The organism is Pseudomonas sp. GL-RE-29 (assembly GCF_019947275.1).
Lineage (GTDB): Bacteria > Pseudomonadota > Gammaproteobacteria > Pseudomonadales > Pseudomonadaceae > Aquipseudomonas > Aquipseudomonas fluorescens_A.
The window spans coordinates 130,815-145,837 of record NZ_JAGYGD010000004.1; the positions used below are offsets into that span (position 1 = coordinate 130,815).

General features: G+C 60.3%; 13 protein-coding genes. 3 read left to right on the top strand and 10 right to left on the bottom strand.

Going from position 1 to position 15,023, the window contains the following annotated elements; all coding sequences use genetic code 11:
* Positions 1–7: 7 nt before the first annotated feature.
* Positions 8–511 (bottom strand): ATP-dependent zinc protease, encoded by a 504-nt coding sequence (locus KGB21_RS05375; RefSeq protein ID WP_034147441.1) that lies wholly within the window; start codon positions 509–511, stop codon positions 8–10.
* Positions 512–834: 323 nt separating this feature from the next.
* On the opposite strand from KGB21_RS05375, the gene KGB21_RS05380 reads away from it, so the two are divergent.
* Positions 835–1,722 carry an acyltransferase gene (locus tag KGB21_RS05380; protein ID WP_223504064.1) on the top strand — a complete coding sequence of 296 codons (888 nt, stop codon included), beginning with the start codon at positions 835–837 and terminating at the stop codon, positions 1,720–1,722.
* Here the strand turns inward: KGB21_RS05380 and KGB21_RS05385 are convergent, their stop codons facing one another.
* A complete protein-coding gene (locus KGB21_RS05385) occupies positions 1,723–2,295 on the bottom strand; it encodes a DUF2780 domain-containing protein (protein WP_223504066.1) in 573 nt (190 codons plus the stop codon).
* Positions 2,296–2,518: 223 nt separating this feature from the next.
* Here KGB21_RS05385 and KGB21_RS05390 point away from each other — a divergent pair, with 223 nt between their 5' ends.
* The gene (locus KGB21_RS05390) at positions 2,519–3,553 is read left to right on the top strand and encodes an RHS repeat-associated core domain-containing protein (RefSeq protein ID WP_223504068.1); all 1,035 of its coding nucleotides are present in this window, start codon (positions 2,519–2,521) and stop codon (positions 3,551–3,553) included.
* A 75-nt stretch (positions 3,554–3,628) separates the two neighbouring features.
* On the opposite strand, the gene fdhA is transcribed toward KGB21_RS05390, so the two are convergent.
* The 8 genes from fdhA to KGB21_RS05430 all read right to left on the bottom strand — a co-directional run bounded on the left by fdhA (position 3,629) and on the right by KGB21_RS05430 (position 13,771).
* Positions 3,629–4,828 carry a formaldehyde dehydrogenase, glutathione-independent gene (gene fdhA, locus KGB21_RS05395; RefSeq protein WP_034147444.1) on the bottom strand — a complete coding sequence of 400 codons (1,200 nt, stop codon included), beginning with the start codon at positions 4,826–4,828 and terminating at the stop codon, positions 3,629–3,631.
* Between the two features lie 201 nt (positions 4,829–5,029).
* The gene (purU, locus tag KGB21_RS05400) at positions 5,030–5,887 is read right to left on the bottom strand and encodes a formyltetrahydrofolate deformylase (RefSeq protein WP_075946216.1); all 858 of its coding nucleotides are present in this window, start codon (positions 5,885–5,887) and stop codon (positions 5,030–5,032) included.
* A 202-nt stretch (positions 5,888–6,089) separates the two neighbouring features.
* The gene (locus KGB21_RS05405; protein WP_034147446.1) at positions 6,090–6,722 is read right to left on the bottom strand and encodes a sarcosine oxidase subunit gamma; all 633 of its coding nucleotides are present in this window, start codon (positions 6,720–6,722) and stop codon (positions 6,090–6,092) included.
* 151 nt (positions 6,723–6,873) lie between these two features.
* Positions 6,874–9,891 (bottom strand): sarcosine oxidase subunit alpha, encoded by a 3,018-nt coding sequence (locus KGB21_RS05410; protein ID WP_223504070.1) that lies wholly within the window; start codon positions 9,889–9,891, stop codon positions 6,874–6,876.
* Positions 9,888–10,217 carry a sarcosine oxidase subunit delta gene (locus tag KGB21_RS05415; RefSeq protein WP_034147448.1) on the bottom strand — a complete coding sequence of 110 codons (330 nt, stop codon included), beginning with the start codon at positions 10,215–10,217 and terminating at the stop codon, positions 9,888–9,890. The genes KGB21_RS05410 and KGB21_RS05415 overlap by 4 nt, the downstream gene beginning before the upstream one ends.
* A gap of 14 nt (positions 10,218–10,231) precedes the next feature.
* A complete protein-coding gene (locus KGB21_RS05420; protein ID WP_007980419.1) occupies positions 10,232–11,482 on the bottom strand; it encodes a sarcosine oxidase subunit beta in 1,251 nt (416 codons plus the stop codon).
* Positions 11,483–11,505: 23 nt separating this feature from the next.
* Positions 11,506–12,759: a serine hydroxymethyltransferase gene (gene glyA / locus KGB21_RS05425; protein WP_034147450.1), complete on the bottom strand. Its 1,254-nt coding sequence runs from the start codon at positions 12,757–12,759 to the stop codon at positions 11,506–11,508.
* A 283-nt stretch (positions 12,760–13,042) separates the two neighbouring features.
* A complete protein-coding gene (locus tag KGB21_RS05430; protein WP_223504072.1) occupies positions 13,043–13,771 on the bottom strand; it encodes a TraX family protein in 729 nt (242 codons plus the stop codon).
* Positions 13,772–13,902: 131 nt separating this feature from the next.
* Between KGB21_RS05430 and KGB21_RS05435 the strand changes: the two genes are divergently transcribed.
* On the top strand, positions 13,903–14,943 hold the full coding sequence (locus tag KGB21_RS05435) for a low specificity L-threonine aldolase (protein WP_223504074.1): 1,041 nt from the start codon (positions 13,903–13,905) through the stop codon (positions 14,941–14,943).
* Positions 14,944–15,023 lie beyond the last annotated feature (80 nt).

The following is a 15,023-nucleotide window of genomic DNA, read 5'->3' on the forward strand; positions in this document are numbered from 1 at the left end:
TGAAAAATCAACAATCCGGCTTATCCGCCGTAAACCTTCTCGCCGGGTTCACCGCCGCGCCAAACTCACGCAGTGCCTTGGCGCCGATCAACAGTGGGTAGTTAAAGCTGCTGCGGTCAGTCAAGTTGACCTCGACGGTGCGTTTCACATTGCCCAGGCACAATTCCAGATCGACCACCGGACGCTTGGTGGGCGCGGCGGTGTCTTCATCTTCGTCTTCTTCGGAGCGGGTCTTGATCTTGCTGATCCGCGCGACCTTGTGCTCGTAAACCTTGTTGCTCGCATCTTTGGTGGCGAGGCGGAAACGCACCCAGTCTTCGCCGTCGCGGGTGAAGGTTTCGATGTCTTTGGCCGACAGCGACGCGGTCAGCGCGCCGGTGTCCATTTTGGCCTTGAGCACTTCGCCGCCGATTTCCGGCAGGGCGATGTATTCGTAACGCCCGTACAGGGTTGGTTCGGCGGCCATGACCGGCAGGGCCAAAAGGGAAAGCAATGCGAGGAGCGATTTCACGTGATGGGTGTCCTTGGAAATGAGGGGGCAATGGCCAAATTCTAGACCGCAACAAACAACGATAGTTGGGCCGCCATGTACCTTTGTGGCGAGGGAGCTTGCTCCCGTTCGGCTGCGCAGCAGTCGTCATGCGTGGTAATGAGACCGCATTGAATGGGGTTGGGGCCGCTTCGCAGCCCAGCGGGAGCAAGCTCCCTCGCCACGGGATACTCAGTGCGCTGCAAGCCTAACGCTTCCAAGGTGAAACATTCGTCACCAGCGATTTGGCCTGTCGCGCGAAGCTGCTTATCATGTCGCGCCCAAAATGCTTCCAAGAGTTTCTTATGCGCCGCCTGCTCACCGGCTGTTTCGTTACCCTGCTGCTGTTGCTCAACACCCTGGTTCTGATCGGACCTTTGATGGTGTTTGCCCTGCTCAAACTGGTCCTGCCTGGACGCTTTCGTGATTACGCCTCGTGGTCGGTGATGTGGATCGCCGAAACCTGGTCGGAAATCGACAAGCTGATCTTCCGCCTGTGCATCCCCACCCAATGGGACATTCGCGGCGGCGACGATCTGCGTCGTGATACTTCGTACCTGGTGATCAGCAACCATCAATCCTGGGTCGATATCCCGGCGCTGATCCAGACGCTGAACCGGCGCACGCCGTTTTTCAAATTCTTCCTCAAGAAAGAACTGATCTGGGTGCCGTTCCTGGGCCTGGCGTGGTGGGCGCTGGATTACCCGTTCATGAAGCGCTACTCCAAGGCCCTCCTGGCGAAGTATCCGGAGCTGGCCGGCAAAGACCTGGAGATCACCAGGCAAGCCTGCGAGCTGTTCAAGCGTCAGCCCGTGACGGTGGTCAATTACCTGGAAGGCACTCGCTACACAACCGCAAAAAGCGCTCAGCAGCAATCACCGTTTACTCACTTGCTCAAGCCCAAGGCGGGCGGCGTGGCCTTCGTGCTGGCGGCGATGGGCGAACAACTGGATGCGATTCTCGACGTGACGGTGGTATATCCGCAGCAGGCGATTCCGGGGTTCTGGGATTTGATCAGCGGCAACGTGCCGAGGGTCATCATCGACATCAAGACCCGCGAACTCGACCCGGCGTTGTGGCAGGGCGATTACGAAAACGATCCGCTGTTTCGGGAGAAAATCCAGAACTGGGTCAACCAGCTCTGGATCGAGAAGGACCGGCGCATCGACGCGTTGCGCGCCGAAAGCCGCTGATCAGCTACCAATACCGGTGCTGGTGCCGGTGCCAGCACCCCAGATTCCGCCAAGGCTTTGCAGCAACGAACCACCGACGCCTTGCTGACCGAGGTATTGCAGGATCACCGGGGCGAACTGGCCGATCATGCCAGTGTCCATGCCCAGGGCACTGAAGGCGTTGTTCAGGTCGTTGGTGTCCTTGACGTTGCCCAAGGCGTTATCCAGCCCGGCAGCCTTGCCGTTGGCGCCGAGCAACGCAGCAAGGGCACCCAGCTCACCGCCGCCCGACAGCTTGTCGATCCCCGGTACACTTTTGGCCAGTTCCGAATAGTCGGTCGAACTCAACTGATTCTTCGCCAGCCCCAACATCGCCCCGGCGCCGCCGACGGCCTGCTGGGGCGTCACATCCAACTGGGTAAGTGCGCCCAACAGGTCCGCCGTTTCGGAGGTCGGCGCGGCCTTTGTCGCTGCGTTGTCGCCCTTCATCCCCGCAATGGCGTTGGCCGCATCGCCCAAGCTGAACTGTGCGAAGGCCGGGCTGGCCGCCAGGGACATGAGTGATGCCAGTGCAAAACCGCGTGAAATCTTCATTCAGACATCCTCTTGCGTCATGAAAAACGCCCGGTTGGCGAGCGCAAAGCTGCCGATTTGACCGGTCAGGCGCGGGCATGTTCCTCAGGCGCCCCGCCATTTCCCGCCCGCTCGTCACAAAACAGCCACCCGGCCAGCGACCCTATCAGATCTGCTAGTAGGCAACCTTGATCCGTTGCGCCACAGTAACGCCAGATTGGAGAAAGATGCTCAGGAGCCCTCCATGCCACCTGGTCGCGAAACGTTGCTCTGCCACTACCACTACGACCCGCTGGATCGACTGGTGGATTGCATGCCTGCGGCGCAAGCCACCACCCGGCGCTTTTACCTGAAAGATCGGCTGGCCACCGAGATTCAAGGCGTGGTGCAGCGTTCGATCATGCAGCATGACGATCAACTGTTGGCGCAGCAGCAGCAGCGTCAGAGCAGTGTCGTCGAAACTCACTTGCTCGCCTCTGATCAACAGCGTTCGGTGTTGAACGTACTTGCCGTCGCTCCCCCACATCCCATTGCGTACACGCCTTATGGTCATCGCCGGGCAGAGAACGGCTTCCTCAGCCTGCTCGGCTTCAACGGCGAACGACCGGATCCGGTGACAGGGTGTTATTTATTGGGGAATGGTTATCGGGCGTTTAACCCGGTGTTGATGCGGTTTAACAGCCCGGACAGTTGGAGTCCGTTTGGGGACGGCGGGTTAAATGCGTATGCGTACTGTGTAGGGGATCCGGTGAATCGCATGGATCCTACCGGTCGCTTTCCCTCATTCCCCAGTGGCTATAACCCGTTGAAGGGGTTCAGAAACATGCTGCGGCGCAGAACGCCAACACACCGAAATGCGCCGCTGCGCGCAAGTACGACAGCGTCAAGTTCACACCTGACTAACGCTTCGGAAACAAATGCCCCGCAAACGACCAAGGACATGACCATTGCATCCCAACAAGAAACGATCAAATCACAACAAAAAACAATCGCGTCCCAACAAAAAAATCTTGATTCAGCAGTAACGACAATAGAACAAGGCAGAGTCGTTGTACGTGATTACCAGAAAACAATTGCTCAACAGCAGGAATACATAGCTCAACAGCAAGCTAAAATAGACGACCTGATGTCTGACCTCGAGTTTGCAATACAAACCAACCCCGCCAGCTCCAGGGACGTGGCAGATATTACAGCCGTTTATGGCCCGCCCTCGCAGCAAAGCAGAGGAATCCCCGCAAATTACAATCAGCGTGCTAATACCGCTATCCGTAGACAGTAACGCTGACCACCTCAAATTCAGTAAACAAAAGAGGGCAACCTATAGGCTGCCCTCTTCTACCAATACCTCTAACCCTTACGCCGCACTAAACATCTTATGCGGATCAATCACAAACTTTTTCGGCACGCCCGCATCAAACTCACCATAACCCTGCGGTGCCTGATCCAGGCTGATCACCTGAACCCCCACCACTTCGGCAATGTTGATCCGGTCCCACATGATCGCCTGCATTAGCTGGCGGTTGTACTTCATCACCGGGGTCTGGCCGGTGTGGAAGCTGTGGGATTTGGCCCAGCCCAGACCGAAGCGAATGCTCAGGCTGCCCATTTTCGCGGCAGCGTCGACAGCGCCCGGGTCTTCGGTGACGTAGAGGCCTGGGATGCCGATTTTGCCGGCAACCCGAACCACGCCCATCAGCGAGTTGAGCACGGTGGCCGGGGCTTCGTGTTTCACGCCGTCATGGCCGTGGCCGCGGGCTTCGAAGCCTACGGCGTCGATGGCGCAATCCACTTCCGGTTCGCCGAGCAGTGCGGCGATTTGTTCGTGCAGTGGCGTGTCCAGGGACAGGTCGGCGATTTCGAAACCCTGCGCCTTGGCATGGGCCAGGCGAATGGTGTTGACGTCACCGACGATCACCACCGCCGCGCCCAGCAGGCGAGCGGAAGCGGCAGCAGCGAGACCAACCGGGCCGGCACCGGCGATGTACACGGTGCTGCCTGGGCCAACGCCGGCCGTTACGGCGCCGTGGTAACCGGTTGGCAGGATGTCGGAGAGGCAGGTCAGGTCACGGATTTTTTCCATGGCCCGGTCGCGATCCGGCAGTTTCAGCAGGTTGAAATCGGCGTAAGGCACCAAGGCGTATTCAGCCTGACCGCCGGTCCAGTCGCCCATATCGACGTAACCATAAGCACCGCCCGGACGCGCCGGGTTAACACTCAGGCAAACGCCGGTGTGCATTTCCTTGCAGGAACGGCAGCGCCCGCATGCCACGTTGAACGGCACGGACACCAGGTCGCCGATTTGCAGGTTCTCGACGTCGCTGCCCTTCTCGATCACTTCACCGGTGATCTCGTGGCCCAGCACCAGGCCGGTTTGCGCGGTGGTACGGCCGCGCACCATGTGCTGGTCGGACCCACAGATGTTGGTGGAAACCACGCGCAGGATGACGGCGTGTTCAATCTTCCTGCCGCGCGGGTCCTGCATTTTCGGATAGTCGATTTTCTGTACTTCGACCTTGCCAGCGCCGAGATACACCACACCACGATTGCCAGACATGCTTTCACCTCGCTGTTGTTTTTATGGAACCGCGTTGCCCAGGCAGGCAGCGCGTTAAGTGCTCGGGTATAGATGCTGTTTCTTGTGTTGCTTGTAAGGGCCTCATCGCTGGCAAGCCAGCTCCCACAGTGGGCGGGGGTGTACACAAATTCTGCATACGACATAAATCCCTGTGGGAGCTGGCTTGCCAGCGATAGCAATCTAAAGAACGACCGTACGATTGGCGTTCAAAAACACCCTTCGCTCAATGTGATAACCCACGGCCCGGGCCAATGTCAGCCCTTCGATGTCCCTGCCCTTGGCGATCAAATCTTCCGGGTAATGACTGTGGTCGACCACCTCGACGCCCTGGGCGATGATCGGCCCTTCGTCGAGGTCGTTGTTGATGTAGTGCGCCGTGGCGCCGACCAATTTCACACCCTTGTTGTAGGCCTGGTGGTACGGCTTGGCGCCCTTGAAACCCGGCAGCAGGGAGTGGTGAATGTTGATCGCCTTGCCATCGAGTTTGCGGCACAGCTCCGGCGACAACACCTGCATGTAACGCGCAAGGATCACCAGCTCGGCGCCGGACTCTTCGATCACTTGCAACACCTGACGCTCCTGCGACGGCTTGTCATTCGGGTCCAGCGGGAAGTGGTAGTACGGAATCTGGTGCCAGTCCGCCAGCGGCTTGAGGTCCGGGTGGTTGGAGATCACGGCGGCCACGTCCATCGACAATTGGCCAATGCGCTGGCGGTAGAGCAAGTCGTTGAGGCAGTGATCGGCCTTGGAGACCATGATCACCACTTTCGGCCGATAGTGCGGCGGCGTCAGCTCGAAGACCATGCCGAAGGATTCGCCACGTTCGGCCAGCCCTGCGCGGAATGATTGTTCGTCGAAGCCGTCGGGCTGACGGAATTCCACGCGAATGAAGAAGCGACCCGAGAGCCGGTCATCGAAGGAATGGTGTTCGGTGACGTAACAGCCCTGCTCGAACAGAAAGCGGGTTACCGCGTCCACGGTGCCGAGGACGCTGGGGCAGTCGGCGGTCAGAATCCATGTGTCTGGGGCGCGGCTCATAGTGCGGTGACTCCTGTTGCTACATCTGTGATCAGAGATAACTCTGTGGCGAGGGAGCTTGCTCCCGCTGGGTTGCGAAGCAACCCCAAAATCAGCGACCGCATGCCTTCAGGAAGGAATGCGGAATCAAGGTTTACGACTGCTGCGCAGCCGAGCGGGAGCAAGCTCCCTCGCCACAAAAGCAGTCAGCGACGTCACTGTGTTACGCCTGAACGCTAAGGCCAAACTCGGCAGAAGCATCCTGCAACCACAACCACCAGTAATCCGAGAAGCTGCGGCGGATCAGCAATTCCCAAGTGTCTTCGGCGGTGTGGCGGATCACCAGTTGCGACTTGGCGAACACCGTGCCGACCGCTTTGCCCACCGGAAAACTGTTCGGGTGTACGTCATAGCTGGTGGACTTCATCAAGACCTGGCGCACGCTCGGGCCGCTCAGTTCGAGGATCTGCTGGCCACCGCTGACGTTGACGATCTGGATGTGCAGGTCGCCCAGCGCTTCACGCAATTTTTGCTCGGCGGCGAACTCTTCGCCGGTCGGCACGATCAGCAGCCACTCATCCGGGCCCATCCATTGCAGGCTGGTTTCACCTTTGACGATGACGGTCAGTGCGCCCGGCAATTCGATGCCGAGGGCCTTGTGCACGCCGGCGGCGAACGCAGCATCGTGGCCGTCGCCACGAATGGTCAGGTGGCCCAGAAGCTTTTTCTCACGCACGGTCACACCGGCGCTCTTGCGCCCCTTGCCCACCAGGCTGGCGAGGTCGGCGTGATGCAGCGACGATTCGGCCTTGGCCCCGGTGGTTGGGCGTTGTTGGTAAACATTGGCTGCGGTCATAAAGCACCTGTTCCTGAATTCTGTTGATGGTGCGGTTGCCTCCTGTAGGAGCCGGCTTGCTGGCGATCCGGACGACGCGGTGTATCAGGTGCACCGTGTTTTCGTTCATCGCCAGCAAGCCGGCTCCTACAGACATCACCACATCCTGCAATCACACGTTCTGCCGTTCGCCTTTCGGATCGAAGAACACCGAAGAAACGATTTCCGCCTCGATCACGCTGCCGTCCGCCAGCGGCGCAAACACACGCTCGCCCATGCGGTTCAGGCCGCCCTTGACCACGCCCATGGCAAACGAATAGCCGAGGGAGTTATGGGCATAGCTGGAGGTCACGTGACCGACCATGGTCATCGGGATCGCCTGCTTGGTGTTGAACACCAGTTGTGCACCTTCCGGCAGCCATTTGTTCGGATCGATCGGCTTCAGGCCAACCAGTTGCTTACGCTGATCACGCACGCAGTCTTCGCGATTCATGCCGCGCTGGCCGATCCACGAGAACGGTTTGGTACGACCGACACACCAGCCCATGTTCAAGTCGTCAGGCGTCATCGAGCCATCGGTATCCTGACCGACGATAATGAAACCCTTCTCGGCGCGCAGTACGTGCATGGTTTCGGTGCCGTACGGGGTCAGGTTGTACTTCTTGCCGGCGTCGACGATTTTCTCGAGCACGCCCATCGCATAGTCGGCTTGCACGTTGACTTCGTACGACAGCTCACCGGTAAACGAAATCCGGAACACCCGCGCCGGCACGCCACCGACCAGACCTTCTTTCCAGGTCATGAACGGGAACGCTTCGTTGCTCAAATCGATATCGGTGACTTCGCTGAGCAGCTTGCGGCTGTTCGGCCCGGACAGGGTCATGGTTGCCCAGTGATCCGTCACGGAAGTGAAGTACACCTTCAGGTCTGGCCATTCGGTCTGCTGGTAGATTTCCAGCCATTGCAGTACGCGTGCAGCGCCGCCGGTGGTGGTGGTCATCACGAAATGGTTATCGGCCAGGCAAGCAGTCACGCCGTCGTCGAACACCATGCCGTCTTCTTTGCACATCAGGCCGTAACGCGCCTTGCCCACGTCGAGCTTGGTCCAGGCGTTGGTGTAGATGCGGTTGAGGAACTCACGCGCATCGGGACCTTGAATGTCGATCTTGCCCAGAGTCGAAGCGTCCAGCAGGCCGACGCTGTCGCGCACGGCTTTGCATTCGCGCTTGACTGCGGTGTGCATGTCTTCGCCGGATTTCGGGAAGTACCAAGGACGCTTCCACTGGCCGACGTCCTCAAACTCGGCGCCATTTTTCAGGTGCCAGTGATGCAGCGCAGTGAAACGCACCGGCTCGAAGATGTGCCCACAGTGACGACCGGCCACGGCGCCGAAGGTCACCGGCGTGTAGTTCGGGCGGAACATGGTGGTGCCCATCTGCGGGATGGTCACGTTCAGCGAACGGGCGGCAATGGCCAGGCCATTGACGTTACCGAGCTTGCCCTGATCGGTGCCGAAGCCCAGTGCGGTGTAGCGCTTGACGTGCTCGACCGACTCGAAGCCCTCGCGGGTCGCCAGTTCGATGGCGGCGGCGGTGACGTCGTTTTGCAGGTCGACGAATTGCTTCGGTGCACGAGCGGTGTTCTTTTCATGAGGTACCTGGAACAGCGCCAGAGTTGGCTCTTCCAGACGCGACAAGGCTTTCGGCAAGGTCGCTTCGACCACCCCGAAACCGGCTTCGCTGGCCGCGCGCACGCCACCTTCAAAACCATCGGCCAGGGAATCGCCGAGGCCGTAGACGCCGTTGATGCCACCGACGCACACGCGTTTTTGCGGTGCTTCACCCGGTACGAAACCGAGGATGTCTTCACGCCAGGTCGGCTTGCCGCCCAAGTGCGAAGCCAGGTGCACCACCGGGCTGTAACCGCCGGAACTGGCGACCAGGTCACAGTCGAGCCATTCGCCAGGGCTGGTGACTTTGTGCCCTTTCACATCAATTGCGGCAACGCGGGCAGCGGTCACGTGCTTGCTGCCACGGGCCTCGATCACGGCGCTGCCGGTGAGGATGCGGATGCCTTTGGCGCGTGCTTCTTCCACCAGCGCACCACGCGGATTGCTGCGGGCGTCAGCAATAGCGACCACTTGCAGGCTGGCATCGAGCCAATCCAGCGCCACGCGATAGGCGTGATCGTTGTTGGTCGACAGCACCAGTTTTTTGCCCGGTGCCACGCCGTAGCGGCGCACATAAGTCGAGACAGCACCGGCCAGCATGTTGCCCGGCACGTCGTTGTTGCCGTAGACCAGTGGACGCTCGTGAGCGCCGGTCGCCAGCACCACACGCTTGGCACGAACACGGTGGATGCGCTGACGCACCTGGCCAATCGGTGCGCGGTCGCCGAGGTGATCGGTGAGGCGCTCGTGAATGGTCAGGAAGTTGTGGTCGTGGTAACCGTTGACCGTGGCGCGTGGCAACAGCAGCACGTCAGGGGTGTTCTTCAGCTCGGCGATGACGCTGGCGACCCATTCCACGGCAGGCTTGCCGTCGAGGCTTTCGCGGGAGTCGAGCAGGCTGCCGCCGAACTCTTCCTGCTCATCTGCGAGGATCACACGGGCACCGCTGCGTGCGGCCGCCAGTGCAGCGGCCAGACCAGCAGGGCCGGCACCGACGATCAGCACGTCGCAGTGCTGGTTCATGTAGTCGTAGGTGTCCGGATCGTTCTCGGTCGGCGAGCGGCCAAGACCTGCGGCCTTACGGATGTACTTCTCGTAAGTCATCCAGAACGATTGCGGGTACATGAAGGTTTTGTAGTAGAAACCCGGCGGCATCAGCTTGCCGCCGACCTTGCCGAGAATCCCCATCATGTCGTTGTTCACGCTCGGCCAGCCGTTGGTGCTGGTGGCGACCAGGCCTTGATACAGCGCCTGTTGCGTAGCGCGTACGTTCGGAATCTGCGTGGCTTCGGTCGCGCCGATCTGCAGCACTGCGTTCGGCTCTTCAGCGCCAGCAGCAAAGATGCCGCGGGGACGGGAATACTTGAAGCTGCGACCGATGATGTCGACGCCGTTGGCCAGCAGTGCAGCGGCCAGTGAGTCGCCTTCAAAGCCTTTGTAGCTCTGGCCGTTGAAGGTGAAGCTCAAGACTTTATTGCGGTCGATCCGTCCGCCGTTGGACAGGCGATTGATCTGGCTCATACCTTCTCTCCCAGAGCCGTGGTGGCCGCTTTCGGGCTATCGGTCTTGTCGGTGAATTGTGGCTTGGTGCCGATCTTGTAGGTTTCGAGAATCTCGTAGGTCACGGTGTCGCGGGTGGCGTTGAAGTACTGACGGCAACCGGCGGCGTGGATCCACAGCTCATGGTGCAAACCGCGCGGGTTGTCGCGGAAGAACATGTAGTCGCCCCACTCCTCGTCGGTGCAGCTGTTCGGGTCCAGTGGACGCGGGATGTGCGCCTGGCCGGATGCATGGAATTCCTCTTCGGAGCGCAGTTCGCCGCAGTGAGGACAGAAGATATGCAACATGGGGATTTCTCCTGTTAGTGGGCAACCGCAGCAGCGCCGTGTTCATCGATCAACGCACCGTTGTGGAAACGGTCGATGGAGAAAGGTGCGGCCAACGGGTGCATTTCACCCTTGGCCAGGCTTGCGGCAAACACGTTGCCCGAGCCAGGTGTAGCCTTGAAGCCGCCGGTGCCCCAACCGCAGTTGAAGAACATGTTCGGCACCGGGGTTTTCGAAATGATCGGGCAGGCATCCGGGGTGGTGTCGACGATGCCGCCCCACTGGCGGTTCATGCGTACGCGGGACAGCACCGGGAACATCTCGACGATGGCCTGGATGGTGTGCTCGATCACCGGGTACGAACCACGCTGGCCGTAGCCGTTGTAGCCGTCGATACCGGCGCCGATCACCAGGTCGCCCTTGTCGGACTGGCTGATGTAGCCGTGTACGGCGTTGGACATGATCACGCTGTCGATAATCGGTTTGATCGGCTCGGACACCAGCGCTTGCAGCGGGTGGGATTCGATCGGCAGACGGAAACCGGCGAGTTTGGCCATGTGCCCGGAGTTACCGGCAGTGACCACACCGACGCGCTTGGCACCGATGAAGCCCTTGTTGGTTTCGACGCCGATGCACACGCCGTTTTCCTTGCGGAAACCGATCACTTCGGTCTGCTGGATCAGGTCCACGCCCAAGGCGTCAGCGGCACGGGCAAAGCCCCAGGCCACCGCATCGTGACGGGCCACGCCGCCGCGACGCTGGACGGTTGCGCCCATCACCGGGTAGCGGGTGTTTTTCGAGCAGTCGAGGTAAGGGATCTCGTCCGCCACTTGCTTGGCATCGAGCAGTTCACCGTCGACGCCGTTGAGGCGGTTGGCACTGACCCGACGCTCAGAATCACGGATGTCCTGCAGGGTGTGGCACAGGTTGTAAACGCCACGCTGGGAGAACATCACGTTGTAGTTCAGGTCCTGGGACAGACCTTCCCACAGTTTCATCGCGTGTTCGTACAGGTGCGCCGACTCGTCCCACAGGTAGTTGGAACGAACGATGGTGGTGTTGCGCGCGGTGTTACCGCCGCCCAACCAGCCTTTCTCGACCACAGCGACGTTGGTGATGCCGTGTTCCTTGGCCAGGTAGTAAGCGGTCGCCAGACCATGCCCGCCACCGCCGACGATGACCACGTCGTAGACCTTTTTCGGGGTCGGCGTGCGCCACATGCGCTGCCAGTTTTCGTGGTGGCTGAGGGAGTGTTTGAAGAGGCCGAAGCCCGAATAGCGTTGCATAGTCATTTACTCCAAAACCGCGCTCAGCGATAAACCGGGAAGTCCGCGCACAGTGCCGACACTTGCTGGGCGACATTGGCCTCGACATCGGCGTCGCCGAGGTTGTCGAGGATGTCGCAGATCCAGCCAGCCAAGGTCACGCACTGGGTCACCTTGAAGCCGCGCGTGGTCACCGCCGGGGTGCCGATGCGCAGGCCGGAGGTCACGAACGGCGACTGTGGATCGTTCGGGACAGCGTTCTTGTTCACAGTGATATGCGCGCGACCGAGTGCTGCATCCGCGTCTTTGCCGGTGAGGCCCTGACGAATCAGGCTGACCAGGAACAGGTGGTTGTCGGTGCCGCCGGACACTACATCGTAGCCGCGTTTGATAAATACGCCGGCCATCGCCTGGGCGTTGTCGATCACTTGTTGCTGGTAAGCCTTGAAGCCTGGCTCCAGCGCTTCCTTGAAGCACACGGCTTTACCGGCGATGACGTGCATCAGCGGGCCGCCCTGGGCGCCGGGGAATACCGCAGCGTTGAGCTTCTTCTCGATCTCTTCGTTGGACTTGGCCAGGATCAGCCCGCCACGTGGACCGCGCAGGGTTTTGTGGGTAGTGGTGGTGACCACATCAGCGTACGGCAGCGGGTTCGGGTACAGGCCAGCGGCGACCAGACCGGCCACGTGGGCCATGTCGACGAACAGCAGCGCGCCAACCTTGTCGGCGATCTGGCGGAAACGCGGGAAGTCCAGCGTCTTGGAGTAAGCCGAGAAACCGGCAACGATCATCTTCGGCTTGCACTCGACAGCCAGGCGCTCGACTTCGTCGTAATCGATCAGGCCGGTCTTGGTGTCGATGCCGTACTGCACGGCGTTGTACAGCTTGCCCGAGGACGACACTTTGGCGCCGTGGGTCAAGTGACCGCCGTGGGCCAGGCTCATGCCGAGGATGGTGTCGCCCGGCTGGATCAACGCCAGGTACACGGCGCTGTTGGCCGAGGAACCGGAGTGTGGCTGGACGTTGGCGTAATCGGCGCCGAACAGTTGCTTGGCGCGCTCGATGGCCAGGGCTTCAACCTTGTCGACGTGTTCGCAGCCACCGTAGTAGCGCTTGCCCGGATAGCCTTCGGCGTATTTATTGGTCAGGCCGCTGCCTTGCGCTTCCATGACGCGCTTGCTGGTGTAGTTCTCCGACGCGATCAGCTCGATGTGATCTTCCTGACGTTGCTCCTCGGCATTCATCGCCGCCAGCAGTGCATCGTCGTAACCCTGGATCTGGTCTTGCTTGCTGAACATCGCGTCTCTCCCAGCGGCGGCGGTGCGCCTTTCGTCTCGGTGAGGCACGTACCTTTCGGCAGTGCCCTTTGATAGCGATGGTATGACTGGCTTGGACAGATCAAATGCCTACGGGCGCCACGCAAAGGTGCGTTTACGACATGGCGGGAAATGGCATGTCGAACACAACTCTTAAATCAGCGAGAAACCCTGTGGGAGCTGGCTTGCCAGCGATGGCGGCGTCACATCCAGCATTGATGGCGGCTGACCCACCGCTATCGCTGGCAAGCCAGCTCCCACAAGGTCATGTGGCGATGTGGCGGACGAGCAGCAACAGAAGGAAATGCGCGGGATAGAGCGCATAGGCCCAACGCCGCATCGGTGGTGGTTTTACGTCATGGAGGTGTCGCAACAAGAACAGCCCCAGCCATGGCGCAATCAGACAAGCGACGATGGCGGGAATGGCCGCGTGGTTACCTAGCCGTGCGGCGTAATACAGCACCTGCCACTGATTGGCCGCCAGACAGATCAGCCCCGGCAATAACGCGAAATACCACGGCCGCTGGATGACCAGCAGCATCGCCAACGGCAACAACACCCCGAAGAAACCGAACATCAGTGTTTGCGTGAACAGCGCCGCCAGTAACAAGGCGACTGCCGCCAGCAACCGCGATTGCAGGGTTGGCTGCTGCCAACCTCGCGCCACCAGCAGGCCGAGGACCAAAGTGGGCATTACGTTCAGCGTATCGAGCTCAGGAATGAACATTCGGTAAGGAATTTCACTCACCGCGCTAAACAGCATTAACCACCCCAGATAACGCCACTGCCCGCCCGTCGTCACTGTGGACGCGCGCGCCAGATTCGCCGCCATCGCCAGGCAGAACCACGGAAACGCCAGACGCCCCGGCACATACAACAAATCGACGGAATAACCGACATATCGCAGGTGATCGAGCACCATGCTCAGCAGCGCCAGCCACTTGAGCAAATCCAGTGCACCGTCGCGCTGCTTTAAGTCCATAGCCATGTGCATAATTGCCCGGCATCCTTGTATTTTTCTGACAGTGACATCCCGTGTGCTCCCCGGACGATCTTCGGTAAAGTGCGCACCCTCATTGACCACGAGACGCTTCACCATAGGCGTCCCGACCACGGAAGCAGGCCATGACCGACAAGAGCCAACAATTCGCCAGCGACAACTACTCCGGCATTTGCCCTGAAGCCTGGGCTGCCATGGAGCAGGCCAACCATGGCCACCAGCGCGCATACGGCGACGACGAGTGGACCGCCCGCGCGTCCGACGATTTCCGCAAATTGTTCGAAACCGACTGCGAAGTGTTCTTTGCCTTCAACGGCACCGCTGCCAACTCGCTGGCGCTGTCGTCGCTGTGCCAGAGTTACCACAGCGTGATCTGCTCGGAAACCGCCCACGTCGAAACCGACGAATGCGGCGCCCCGGAATTTTTCTCCAACGGTTCCAAACTGCTGATCGCCCGCACTGAAAACGGCAAGCTGACCCCGGAATCGATCCGCGAAGTCGCGCTCAAGCGCCAGGACATCCACTACCCGAAACCCCGCGTCGTGACCCTGACCCAGGCCACCGAAGTCGGCAGCGTCTACACCCCGGACGAAATCCGCGCCATCAGTGCCACCTGCAAAGAGCTGGGCCTGAACCTGCACATGGACGGCGCACGCTTCTCCAACGCCTGCGCATTCCTCGGCTGCTCGCCAGCGGACCTGACCTGGAAGGCCGGCGTCGATGTGTTGTGCTTCGGCGGCACGAAAAACGGCATGGCCGTGGGCGAAGCGATTCTGTTCTTCAACCACAAACTGGCCGAAGACTTCGACTATCGCTGCAAGCAGGCCGGGCAACTGGCCTCCAAGATGCGCTTCCTCTCCGCGCCTTGGGTCGGGATCCTGGAAAACGGCGCCTGGCTTAAATACGCCCATCACGCCAACCGCTGCGCGCAATTGCTGGCCGAATTGGTGAGCGATATTCCGGGCGTGGAGCTGATGTTCCCGGTGCAGGCCAACGGCGTGTTCCTGCAACTCTCGGAACCGGCCATCGCCGCCCTGACCGCCAAGGGCTGGCGCTTCTACACCTTCATCGGCAACGGCGGCGCACGCTTCATGTGCTCGTGGGACACCGAAGAAGAACGCGTGCGTGAATTGGCCAAAGACATTCGTGAAGTAATGTCGCACTGATTTCCCGCAACCTACGCCGATCCCCGTGGCGAGGGAGCTTGCTCTCGCTCGGGGGCGCAGCCGCCGTAAAACCCGCCATG

Excerpts from the sequence above, each read along its gene's own strand:
- KGB21_RS05380 (WP_223504064.1), top strand. The coding sequence starts at position 835 with ATGCGCCGCCTGCTCACCGGCTGTTTCGTTACCCTGCTGCTGTTGCTC.
- KGB21_RS05385 (WP_223504066.1), bottom strand. The coding sequence starts at position 2,295 with ATGAAGATTTCACGCGGTTTTGCACTGGCATCACTCATGTCCCTGGCG.
- KGB21_RS05390 (WP_223504068.1), top strand. The coding sequence starts at position 2,519 with ATGCCACCTGGTCGCGAAACGTTGCTCTGCCACTACCACTACGACCCG.
- fdhA (WP_034147444.1), bottom strand. The coding sequence starts at position 4,828 with ATGTCTGGCAATCGTGGTGTGGTGTATCTCGGCGCTGGCAAGGTCGAA.
- purU (WP_075946216.1), bottom strand. The coding sequence starts at position 5,887 with ATGAGCCGCGCCCCAGACACATGGATTCTGACCGCCGACTGCCCCAGC.
- KGB21_RS05405 (WP_034147446.1), bottom strand. The coding sequence starts at position 6,722 with ATGACCGCAGCCAATGTTTACCAACAACGCCCAACCACCGGGGCCAAG.
- KGB21_RS05410 (WP_223504070.1), bottom strand. The coding sequence starts at position 9,891 with ATGAGCCAGATCAATCGCCTGTCCAACGGCGGACGGATCGACCGCAAT.
- KGB21_RS05415 (WP_034147448.1), bottom strand. The coding sequence starts at position 10,217 with ATGTTGCATATCTTCTGTCCTCACTGCGGCGAACTGCGCTCCGAAGAG.
- KGB21_RS05420 (WP_007980419.1), bottom strand. The coding sequence starts at position 11,482 with ATGCAACGCTATTCGGGCTTCGGCCTCTTCAAACACTCCCTCAGCCAC.
- glyA (WP_034147450.1), bottom strand. The coding sequence starts at position 12,759 with ATGTTCAGCAAGCAAGACCAGATCCAGGGTTACGACGATGCACTGCTG.
- KGB21_RS05430 (WP_223504072.1), bottom strand. The coding sequence starts at position 13,771 with ATGCACATGGCTATGGACTTAAAGCAGCGCGACGGTGCACTGGATTTG.
- KGB21_RS05435 (WP_223504074.1), top strand. The coding sequence starts at position 13,903 with ATGACCGACAAGAGCCAACAATTCGCCAGCGACAACTACTCCGGCATT.